This window comes from Pseudomonas sp. 65/3-MNA-CIBAN-0223 (genome assembly GCF_040310425.1).
GTDB classification, from domain to species: domain Bacteria; phylum Pseudomonadota; class Gammaproteobacteria; order Pseudomonadales; family Pseudomonadaceae; genus Aquipseudomonas; species Aquipseudomonas gregormendelii.
Map to the genome: position 1 here is coordinate 1 of NZ_JBEOPV010000121.1, position 276 is coordinate 276.

Consider the following 276-nt stretch of genomic DNA (forward strand, 5'->3'; position numbering starts at 1 on the left):
TGCGAACCGCCCCGCGTTCAGCAACATGGGCGTCACCCTCAGCTATGCCGATCTGGAACGCTACTCCGCCGCCTTCGCGGCCTGGCTTCAGACACACACCGACCTGCAACCCGGCGACCGCATCGCCATTCAGATGCCCAACCTTTTGCAGTATCCCATTGCGGTATTCGGTGCACTGCGCGCCGGTCTCATCGTGGTCAATACCAACCCGCTCTACACCTCGCGGGAGATGCGCCACCAGTTCCAGGATTCCGGCGCGCGCGCACTGGTCTACCT

General features: G+C 63.0%; 1 protein-coding gene. It reads left to right on the forward strand.

What is annotated here, in order from left to right:
* Positions 1-276 (forward strand): AMP-binding protein (locus AAEZ09_RS28190; protein WP_350601633.1); only part of this gene is annotated, 276 nt, incomplete at both ends.